General features: G+C 45.4%; 11 protein-coding genes. 1 reads left to right on the forward strand and 10 read right to left on the reverse strand.

Annotation, left to right across the window (positions count from 1 at the left end; all coding sequences use genetic code 11):
• The 3 genes from Q0241_RS05250 to Q0241_RS05260 form a co-directional block, all read right to left on the reverse strand.
• A partial coding sequence (locus Q0241_RS05250) for an arginine N-succinyltransferase (protein ID WP_299374200.1) occupies window positions 1-302 on the reverse strand: 302 nt, incomplete at its 3' end.
• Between the two features lie 31 nt (window positions 303-333).
• Window positions 334-1,563, reverse strand: a complete 1,230-nt coding sequence (locus Q0241_RS05255) for a hydrolase (RefSeq protein ID WP_299374203.1) — start codon at window positions 1,561-1,563, stop codon at window positions 334-336.
• Window positions 1,564-1,575: 12 nt separating this feature from the next.
• A complete protein-coding gene (locus Q0241_RS05260; RefSeq protein ID WP_299374206.1) occupies window positions 1,576-2,766 on the reverse strand; it encodes an aspartate aminotransferase family protein in 1,191 nt (396 codons plus the stop codon).
• Window positions 2,767-3,154: 388 nt separating this feature from the next.
• Here Q0241_RS05260 and Q0241_RS05265 point away from each other — a divergent pair, with 388 nt between their 5' ends.
• Entirely contained in the window at window positions 3,155-3,643 is a 489-nt protein-coding gene (locus Q0241_RS05265) for an Lrp/AsnC family transcriptional regulator (protein ID WP_299374208.1), read from the forward strand.
• Between the two features lie 26 nt (window positions 3,644-3,669).
• On the opposite strand, the gene Q0241_RS05270 is transcribed toward Q0241_RS05265, so the two are convergent.
• The 7 genes from Q0241_RS05270 to Q0241_RS05300 form a co-directional block, all read right to left on the reverse strand.
• Window positions 3,670-5,310, reverse strand: coding sequence for an autotransporter domain-containing protein (locus tag Q0241_RS05270; protein WP_299374210.1), 1,641 nt, complete (start codon window positions 5,308-5,310; stop codon window positions 3,670-3,672).
• Between the two features lie 171 nt (window positions 5,311-5,481).
• Window positions 5,482-6,261 carry a molybdopterin-synthase adenylyltransferase MoeB gene (gene moeB / locus Q0241_RS05275; protein WP_299374212.1) on the reverse strand — a complete coding sequence of 260 codons (780 nt, stop codon included), beginning with the start codon at window positions 6,259-6,261 and terminating at the stop codon, window positions 5,482-5,484.
• A 74-nt stretch (window positions 6,262-6,335) separates the two neighbouring features.
• On the reverse strand, window positions 6,336-7,307 hold the full coding sequence (gene cysK, locus Q0241_RS05280) for a cysteine synthase A (protein WP_299374215.1): 972 nt from the start codon (window positions 7,305-7,307) through the stop codon (window positions 6,336-6,338).
• A gap of 35 nt (window positions 7,308-7,342) precedes the next feature.
• Window positions 7,343-7,801, reverse strand: coding sequence for an Rrf2 family transcriptional regulator (locus Q0241_RS05285; RefSeq protein ID WP_299374217.1), 459 nt, complete (start codon window positions 7,799-7,801; stop codon window positions 7,343-7,345).
• A gap of 21 nt (window positions 7,802-7,822) precedes the next feature.
• Window positions 7,823-8,281 (reverse strand): dUTP diphosphatase, encoded by a 459-nt coding sequence (gene dut, locus Q0241_RS05290; RefSeq protein ID WP_299374220.1) that lies wholly within the window; start codon window positions 8,279-8,281, stop codon window positions 7,823-7,825.
• Window positions 8,282-8,311: 30 nt separating this feature from the next.
• Window positions 8,312-9,526 (reverse strand): bifunctional phosphopantothenoylcysteine decarboxylase/phosphopantothenate--cysteine ligase CoaBC, encoded by a 1,215-nt coding sequence (coaBC, locus tag Q0241_RS05295; protein ID WP_299374223.1) that lies wholly within the window; start codon window positions 9,524-9,526, stop codon window positions 8,312-8,314.
• 95 nt (window positions 9,527-9,621) lie between these two features.
• A complete protein-coding gene (locus Q0241_RS05300; protein WP_299374226.1) occupies window positions 9,622-10,338 on the reverse strand; it encodes a DUF3391 domain-containing protein in 717 nt (238 codons plus the stop codon).
• Window positions 10,339-10,443: the final 105 nt, after the last annotated feature.

A 10,443-nucleotide genomic window follows, 5' to 3' on the forward strand; every position in this document is an offset into this window, starting at 1 on the left:
TCGGATGAGGCATTGACTAATGTCGATATCTTATAGGAATAGAAGGGGTACTTTAACCCAACCCCGGCGTATACAGCTGTGGTGCCAATCGCCTTTTGGGTTTTTGTGTCTTCAAGAACCATAAAGTAAATCTCACCTTGTGGTCCCATTGCGGGGGATTTGAAGCTGGCTTCTGAACGGGTGAGCTTTTCAAGCCAGGAACCTTCGTTGGCTGGCATGGATGTCATGCCTGTTCCCACAGCGTGGGACAAATCCATAAGATCACCTAGATCACTTTGTCGAGCAGGTCTGATAATTAACATTGGGACGTTTTCCCCGGATTTGTCAGCCAAATTAGGCTGTGGTTGTACGGTCGGGCCAATTGGCTTCGCCTGCTGCGAGTTTAAAGAGCAGGAGAGCAGAAAGTTTGGCACGTTCACTCAGGCTGTCGATCAGCAGGAATTCATCTGTGCTGTGAATTGCGCCGCCACGAACACCCAGGGTATCTATATTTGCAAGACCAGCAGCAGCGAGATTATTGCCATCGCAACAACCGCCTGTCGCTTTTGCTTCTGTTGAAAGGCCCAAATCATCTCCGCAGCTTTTCAGTAGGGAGAAGAGTTGCTGGTGAGCCTTGTCCATAACCTTTGGTTGCCGCCCGAATGATCCGTGCAGTTCAAGTGAAATACCATCGGCCTGACTGATTTCATCAATGATCTGTTGTAGTTGCTTTTCTGCCCAGGCTTGACCTTCCGGGCTTGGTACACGGATGTTAAAGCGACACAAAGCAAAGTCGGGAACCACATTATTCGGTCCACCGCCTGTCAATTTAGCAACGTTAATCGTAACACCTTCCATCTGACCGTTCAGGCCATCCAGAAGTGAGATTGCCCGGGCGAGGGCTGCGATGGCATTTCTGCCGAGGTGATGTTCGCGTCCAGCATGCGCGGCACGTCCACGAGCCGTTAGAGCAAAGTTCCCGCTGCCTTTACGTGCCCCAGCCAATGTACCATCGGCCAATGCGGGCTCAAAAATCATACCGACATCGGCTGCTCTGGCGGCTTGGTCCAGATGTTGTGCTGATGCAAAAGAGCCGATCTCTTCATCTGGGTTGATAATAACCTGCCAACCGATATTACCGGCATAGGGGCTGCGCTCAAGAGCCTGTAATGCAGTTAGCATAACAACAATACCACCCTTCATGTCAGCAACGCCGGGACCATTGATGGTATTTTCATCAAGCTTGGTACAGTGCTGGAAACTATGATCTTTGGGATAGACGGTATCGCTGTGTCCGACCAAAAGAATGCGGCGATTGGCGTTTGGCCATTTTGTCAGGCGCAGCAGAGGACCGCTTTCGCTTTCGACAATCTCGCCATTATCAAGAACATCTGTCCTGGGTGGCAACTCAAGACGTTCTTCTTCTGCATCTAGTGAGGATGCAAAGTCAGAAAGTCGGTCGATGACCTTTTCAATTCCCGGAATATTAGCGCTTCCGGAATTGATTTCACTCAGCGCCAAAACTTCCGAAAGCATATTGTCCTGTTGCGCATCGATCCATTCGAGCAAAGGAGTATAAGTCATCGACCGTTTTCCTTAGGCTGTCAGTTTCGTGCAAACACGATCAAGAATTTCAATCGCTGTATCCAGTTCGTCATCAGAGACGTTGAGCGGGGGCAGGAAGCGGATCTGATTGTCCCCAGATTTTGCGCAGAGCATGCCTTCGCTTCTAAGCTCAAGAAGCACATCGCCATTTGGAATTGCACATTTAAGGCCGATCATCAGACCAAGACCATGTACAGAAACCAGTGCTTTGGGATGTTTCGCAATAAGCTCTTCCAGTTGGGCACGAACTTTGTTTGATTTTTCGGTGACAGAGGCAAGGAAACCATCTTCCATCAAGAGATCCATAACAGCATTGCCAACAGCACCAGCAAGAGGGTTACCGCCATAGGTGCTGCCGTGTGTGCCGAAAATCATTGCTTCTGCTGCTTTGTCATTTGCCAAGCAAGCTCCTAGGGGAAAGCCACCACCAATACCTTTGGCAAGGGACATAACGTCAGGCTCAATACCAGACCATTCATAGGCAAAGAGTTTACCCGTACGACCCATGCCACACTGGACTTCGTCAACCATCATCAGGATATCGTGCTTGTTGCAAAGGGCGCGAACGCCTTGCAGATACTCGGCTGTACCCGGGCGAATACCACCTTCACCCTGAACAGGTTCAAGAATGACACCAGCTGTTTCATTTGTGATTGCAGCTTCCAGTGCTTTAAGATCGCCAAAAGGAACCTGATCGTAGCCTTCATCTTCCATCAGGAAGCCAGCTGTATGCGCTGGATTACCTGCGGCAGCAATGGTACCGAGTGTACGACCATGGAAGGCGCTGGACATACCGATAATACGTTTGCGTTCCGGACGACCTTTGGCTTCTTGATATTTACGCAGGATTTTCAGGCCACATTCGTTGGCTTCTGCACCTGAGTTACTAAAGAAAACTTTTGACGCAAAAGAATTGTCTGTTAGGCGTTTTGCCAGTGTTTCTGATTGTGTGACCCGGAACATGTTGGAACAGTGCCAGAATTTATCCGCCTGATCTTTCAGCGCAGCAACCAGATGCGGGTGCGCGTGACCAAAGGCGCAAACGGCAATCCCACTATAAAAATCGAGATATTTTGTACCATCTTCTGCGTAAAGCCAGGTTCCTTCACCTCTTTCAAAGGCGATGTTTGGCGGGTTGTAGGTGGTCATCATGGCTTCGCGGCCAGGAAGAACGTTAGACATTATGTGCTCCTTTGGTGGATCTGTGCCTGATTTTTGATCAGGCGTCCCAGTATATTACCTGTGTATTACGCATTGCTCGGCGAGTTTGATTGTTGGCGAATTTCTAACGCCGTTGTTTCGCTCAGTTAAATAAGCTTATCGCAGAATCTGCCGAAGGTCTTATCGAAGTCGCTCTATTTAACTGCAGATACTGCGGTTTAAATAAGCTATACCGAATTATATTTTGTTTTGTTCTTTGCAATAGGTATTTACAGATATCGTTAGTGTTTTGATTAATGTGCAAGCCTGATGTATAGAGAAAATAAGGATTCCTAGAGAATAGTTTTCTGTGTATCTAGAATGAAACTGCGTTCTGTAATGTATAGTCTGGTAAAAATAAGGCCTGTAAATGTCATTTAGTCAGCAACTGGATCGAATAGATCAAAAGATTCTTTCGATTCTTCAGCAAGAAGCCCGCATAACCAATCAGGATTTGTCTGACAGAGTGAACTTATCGCCAAGTTCTTGTTTGAACAGGGTACGTAAACTGGAAGAACGCGGTTTTATCGGTCCCTATTTTGGAATGCTTGATCTGGAACGGGTATGTCGTTCTGTCATGGTCATCGCGACGGTGACCCTCAAAGACCATAGCCGGGATCAATTCAAGGCCTTTCAGGATTATGTGCAAAAGATCCCGGAAGTTGTCGAATGTTATATGGTCAGTGGGTCTTTTGATTTCTGTTTACGCATCGTTGCCCCTGATATGGGACGATACAACGAAATAAACGATCATCTATTGGATGCGACGGACACACCTGGCGTGATGAACATCAGTAGTCATGTTGTGTTAAACACATCCAAACATTTTTCTGGCTATCCGATTGAAAAGCTTCTGTAGCAATTTTTTGCGAAATGATATGGAATTTAAAAATTGATTTTTGCGCCAAGAAGTACCGAAGTATAGCCTTCTTGGCTGTTTGTTTCCATTGTATGGGATATATCAAAATCGGCTTCTATCAACCCTGATTCATGTTGGTAGGTGATTCCTGTTCCGTAAATTTGCGCGTCGTTTATAAAGCTTGATTTAACAAATGGTTCCAAAAAGCTTGATGTCTTTGAATGGTCATCATCTAGCGCGAAACCATAAGCTAATAGTCCGCTCACTGAATATTCGCTGTAATCATCACGACCAATTTGTGATTGCCCTTCGATTATACCGTTCAACCCCATTGATGGGTTGTTAATACGTATACCTCCCCCAAAGTCATAGGCATTATCATCATTGTTTATAGAATCTCTGAAATCATGAATGAAATCCACTTTAACAAAGGGCTGAATTTCTGTTTGATCACTGATAAAACTATAACTTGCCTCTAACCCTGGTTTTATCTGCCAAGTATTAGAAACTGTTTTATCGACATGAGTGCCGTCGCTTTCCGTATAAGCATCGACGATTTTATGAAGTGCTGTTAATCCTAATTTTGTTGAGACTGCAAAAGGGATATTCTGTACAGGTTGGATTTTGTAACTGGCATTTATACCAGCGTAGAACATGGAACTGTTTGTGTTTGATGTCACAGATCCGTTATTACGACTTTGTTCTATACCTCCGATACTATATCCACCAAGAAAAGAAAGCTTAATGTTGTCGGTTGCTTGATACACAGCATACGGGGTTAGGGACCAATTGGTTTCATCGTAAGTTCCAGAGTTGTACAATGTTGAAAGGTCGCTATCTGCATAACCCAATGATAAACCGACGTAGGTTGCATTATTCAGGCTGTAATCAAATCCAATATTGTACCCCCAGACATCACCCGTAAAACGGCTGTCATCATTCGTTTCATTATGTTTGTTTTCAATGTTGTTATAAGAACCGTGGCCCCAAAATGTCCAGGGTTGATCTGCTGATAAATCGGTTCTGGATTGTACACCATCTTGTGAACCAGTTTGAGGGGCTGCGAATATGGATGTCACGCTTGAATCAAAGGACGCGAGCATCGCGAGTTCACGTGCCGAGCTTCCTGTTGTGGATGGACTGTTTGTCCCAGTCTCAAAGATTTCAGTAAATAGTGTGCTTTGATTTAACTCTGATTGGGGTGATGTGCGTCCAGTACCACCAGGAGAATCACGCCCCGCGCCTGTGGAGGTTGAACGGCTAATGCCAGAAGGGCTACCGATCGTCGTAATTCTGGCACCTATATTGTTGGTGAGTACGATAGATTGTGAGTTTGATACGGATGCCTGTACAGCTGCTTGAGCATTATTTGGTACATTAACTTCGTTGCTGATAATGATAAGCTGTAAGGTAGATTCTTTTTGTATATTATAGTGCGACAGTGTTTTGCCATCTAAGAGGATTTGGCCAGAGAAAGTCAGTTTCTGTTGTGTGGGACTTATTCCTTCCTTGTTCTGAATCTTAATCCTGATTTCTTCGATTTTATCAGAAGCCTCGACATCAAGAGTGATGGTCTTTCCTGGTACAGATACAAAAATTTGGAACGCGTATGCGGGGCTGGCCATGAAAAAGGTAAGGATGGCAAGAATTTGGAAGGTTTTTATCATTTAAAATACGGTACTGTTTTTATGTTAATGCTGTTTTGTGGAAACGGCTACATTATGAAGTCTTTAAGTTTCAGAAACGGTAGTTTGTATTTCTTAAATAATATTGAAGATTCCATGAATTATCTTATTGGAATTAAGGAGGAATATAGGGAGTGATGAAGTTATCTGGTTCTACTTAGCAGTTCCGCACAAACTACAGGCAGGATCGCGTTTGGTTTTCATTTTGTGGAATGATGTTCCCAGAGAATCGTATAGTAACAGGCTGTTACTCATACTATCGCCAATTCCCAGTAATTCCTTGATCACTTCGACGGATTGCAGGCTGCCCATTGTGCCTGCCAGTGCACCCAGTACGCCAACATCCGCGCAACTGCCTTTTTCCGCGACCTGTTCATCGCCAAAAAGGCATCGATAGCAGGGTTTATCTCCCTCTTCAAAAGCCCGAAAGGTTGTCAGTTGTCCGTCAAAGCGCATGATTGCAGCAGAGACCAACGGAACCTTCTGCCGATAGCAGGCGTCATTGACTAGATAACGAGTATTGAAGTTATCACACCCATCGGCCACCAAATCATACTGACCAATCAGATCATCAATGTTGCCTGAATCCAGACGGAAGTGGTGTGGCTGGATATCTATGTCCGGATTGATCGCGGCCAGACGCGACTTAGCGGATTGCACCTTGGGGTGATTGATTTGATTTGTATCGTGTAAAATTTGGCGCTGCAGGTTTGACAGATCAACAACGTCATCATCGACAACGCCGATGGTCCCAATGCCAGCAGCAGCAAGATAAAGCAAAAGGGGGGAGCCCAATCCCCCAGCACCGATAACGAGAACTTTTGAACGCAGAAGCTTTAGTTGTCCTTCTTCGCCCACTTCTGGAAGGACAAGATGTCGAGCATAACGGTCAATTTGATCGTCGGTTAGCTCGTCTTCCAATTGCTCGTTCACGTTTCAAATTTCCGTTTGGTATATGTGCACTTTTATCTGAGTGCATTTTTTCAACTGGTTAAGATTTCAGACAGTTAGTTATTTTCAAAAAGATCTGTACTCAAATAACGTTCAGCAAAAGAAGGTAAAATGGTGACAATCTTTTTACCCATCATTTCTGGTCGACCACCAATTTCCAGTGTTGCAGCAAGAGCAGCGCCAGAAGAAATTCCGATTGGTAGTCCTTCAAGAGCTGCTGCTTCGCGAGCAGTTCTGAAGGCTGTATCATTTCCGATTCGAATGATTTCATCAATCAATCCAGTGTCGAGAATGCTAGGAATAAATCCTGCACCAATCCCCTGAATTTTATGAGGGCCGGGTTGTCCGCCAGAAAGAACAGGGCTGTCTTCGGGCTCGACGGCAACCATTTTGACTTCCGGGTTCAACTCTTTAAGAACCGCACCTACACCCGTCAGGGTGCCGCCAGTCCCAACGCCGCAAACAACCATGTCGACCTGACCGGCTGTGTCGTGCCAGATTTCTTCGGCGGTTGTGATTCTGTGGATTGCTGGGTTGGCTTTGTTCATGAACTGTTGAGGCATAACTGCTTTGGGCAATTCTTTGACCAAGGCTTCGGCACGTGCAACTGCGCCACTAATACCTAGCGCGCCATCTGTAAGAACCAATTCTGCGCCGAGATAACGCAGCATTTTGCGACGTTCAGCAGACATGGTTTTTGGCATTGTCAGGATCAGCCTGTAACCTTTTGCCGCACAAACAAAGGCAAGGGCGATACCTGTATTACCGCTGGTTGGTTCGATAATAACGGTATCTTTGTCGAGCTCTCCGGATTCTTCCAGTGCTTCAATCATGGCAAAGCCAATACGATCTTTGATCGATGCTAGCGGATTAAAGAATTCACACTTTCCGAGTATTTCGGCACCTGAACCATGGGCGTCGGCAAGTTTTTGCAAACGCACCAGTGGTGTCGCGCCGATCGTATCAAGGATCGAATCGTATATTTTGCCTCGGAAAGAGGAAGATAAGGTGTTGTTTTTGGTCTTCATGGTTTCTCGCTATACGACCCCAAGAGACCGCCTGATTAAATACTGAAATCAGGCATTGCGGCTGTGGCCTCACTGGGAATGTTTTGTTTTCGTGCTTCGTCGCAAAGTTGCTCAATGGTTATTTTGTCGAAACGCTCCATTATTTCCTTTTGCATGTCAACCCAGATAGGACGAACGACATTGATACCGATGTCAGACCCCTCGTTGTCGCTGGCAGGATCTGATGCACCCTCCAAATCTCTGACAACGCGGATAATTTCGCCGACAGTTATCCGTCTTCTTTCCTTTGCGAGGCGGTAACCCCCGCGAGGTCCCCGTTGTCCGGCAAGAACACCATTGTGCACTAGTTGTTGAAGCACCTGTTCAAGATAGCGTCTTGGAATGCCTTCCCGACGTGATATTTCAGTTGATCGTACAGGTGCAGAGCCTGCGTGATAAGCGATATCTACTACTGCCTCTATTGCAAAGAGTAGCTTTTTTGATAGCCGAAGCATTTTTTTATTTCCCAGTCCCTATTATTCCTGAGCAAAGACGCCTGTTGATCCAAAACCGCCTTCTCCACGTGATGTTTTCTCAAGTGAAGTTACCGCGGACCAACTAGCCTGAATACAGGGAGCCACTACCATCTGGGCTATTTTTATGCCTCTTTCGATAGTAAAGGTTTCTTTGCCAAGGTTGATCATAATAACACCGATTTCTCCACGATAGTCGGCATCTATTGTCCCTGGCGTATTTACCAGAGTTATTCCGTGTTTTAGTGCTAAGCCTGATTTCGGTCTTATTTGAGCCTCATAGCCATCAGGCAGTGCGATTTTGAGGCCGGTTGGAACCAGTGTGCGATCGCCCGGTGCCAATTCGATTGTCTTATTAACGGCAGCAAGAAGATCCATCCCAGCTGATTGTGGGGTGGCATAAGAGGGAAGGGGTAAGCCTTCTCCGTGAGAGAGACGAATGATCGAAATCTCTACGTTCATACAAGTTCTTCCTGACATGTTTGCTTGTTATTAAGCGTTGAGGGTTAAGTAGTCTGCTATACGCTTGGACAGCTTTTCTGCTGCTGCGTCTTTTGTCATTTTATGCCATTTTTCGACACCGCTTTTATCAATTAAAAACAGCGTATTGTCGTCTCCGCCAAAAGTTCCTGTTTCTGGGGATACATCATTTGCCAGAATCCAGTCGCATCCCTTTCTTTCTCGTTTTGAGATTGCGTTTTCGGTTACCTGCTCTGTTTCTGCAGCAAAGCCGATGACAAGCCCAGGACGATTTGGTCCTGACTTTGACAGAGTTGCTAAAATATCGGGATTTTGAACAAAGCTAAGCGTTGGTGCTTCTTCACCGCTTTTCTTTTTGATTTTCTGCTTACTCTGTTCTGCCACTCGCCAGTCAGCAACAGCGGCAGCACAAATGGCAATATCTGTGGGGAGGGCGCTTTGGCATGCCGCAAGCATTTCTTCTGCACTTGTGATGGGAATAAAATTGATCCCTTTGGGAGGCGGCAATTTGGTCGGGCCGGACACCAATGTAACGTCAGCGCCGAGTTGTTGCATAGCCTTAGCAATGGCATAACCCTGTTTTCCTGATGAATGATTTGCAATGTATCTGACAGGATCGAGGGCCTCATGAGTAGGCCCTGCTGTGACGAGGGTTTTTATGCCGGTAAGTGGCTTTTTTGACGGGGTAGCAAAATAGTCTTCAATTGCTTTAAGAATTTCGGCTGGTTCAGACATGCGGCCAGGGCCAAATTCACCACAAGCCATGGAACCCTCATCAGGACCTATGACTTTGACGCCGCGATCGATCAAGGTTTTTAGATTTTCCTGCGTAGCAGGATGCTCCCACATACGCACATTCATTGCTGGCGCAATAAGAGTATCTTTGTCTGTAGCGAGTAGAACCGTGGATGCAAGATCGTCTGCACGTCCCAGGGCCATCTTGGCCATGAAGTCGGCACTCGCAGGGACGACAACGACCAGATCTGATTGGCGTGAAAGCTGTATGTGTCCGATTTCGGTTTCATCAGTAAGTGAAAAGAGATCAACAAACGTCTTTTCACCCGTAAGGGCCGAAACGGAGAGTGGCGTTACAAACTCTGATCCGGATTTGGTAAGGATTGCACGCACAGAGACATCGCGCTCTTTAAGGCGTCGAATTAACTCCAAAGATTTGTATGCTGCAATACCACCAGTAACCACCAGTAGAATGCTTTTGCCAGCTATCATTATTAAATGTACTATTTCACTGTAAAATTGCGTAAATTAACATATTAATTTTTTGGCTAAATCACTCAGTTGTCAACAGTAGATGTTAATAATTGTTAACTATTGAAAAATATAAAATTTACAGCAAATCCAATGGAGAATGTGAAACTTGCAATTGCGATGATGAATGCCCACTTGGCTGTACCACTACTTTCATTGTGAAAGTCTTGAATAGTTTTGTCGTGTAGCCTAAGGCCCTGCTGGGAAAACACCCCTGATGCTGCCTCTAGGTTATGGATTAATTTAGGGAGTGTTTTAAGGCTGTCGGTCAAACTGGTAACGCCGTCTTTGATGATTGCTTCTGGTCCTCTGTTCTCAATTATCCATTCTTCGACGAGCGGTTGGGATATCGCCCATAGGTTGAGATTTTCTTGAAGGCCTCTACTAACGCCTTCAGCCATGACCATATTTTTTTGAAGTAGAAGCAGGTGAGGCTGGATTGTCATGTCGAATGATTCAGCCAAATGAAGCATCTGGCCGAGCAATTTTGCAAAAGAGAAATCGCTGAGGTCTTTCCCCATGATTGGCTGGCAAACTGAACGGAGTGCCTGTGCGAAGGTTTCAATCTTTTGATTTGGTGGAAGAGGCTTTGTATCGCTTTGGCTAGGATTTATATAGACATGCTGTATACCGAGGTGGCGTATAAGTTGGATTTGCTCTTGGTTTTTAACCTTAAAACTATTAAACAAAAACGGGTGTTCATTCCATTTAACTGGAAGGCGAATATGTAACCCCGGTTGAATACGATCCACTGTGATTTTTATACTTGCCACTATCTATACAACATCATTGAAAAATTCATTATCGACAATATTAGATGATCTAATTTTCAAAATCATCATTGTCTCACTTTTTAGCGGCATTCTTCCAAATAGGAT

Source organism: uncultured Kiloniella sp. (assembly GCF_937128705.1).
Taxonomy (GTDB): domain Bacteria; phylum Pseudomonadota; class Alphaproteobacteria; order Kiloniellales; family Kiloniellaceae; genus Kiloniella.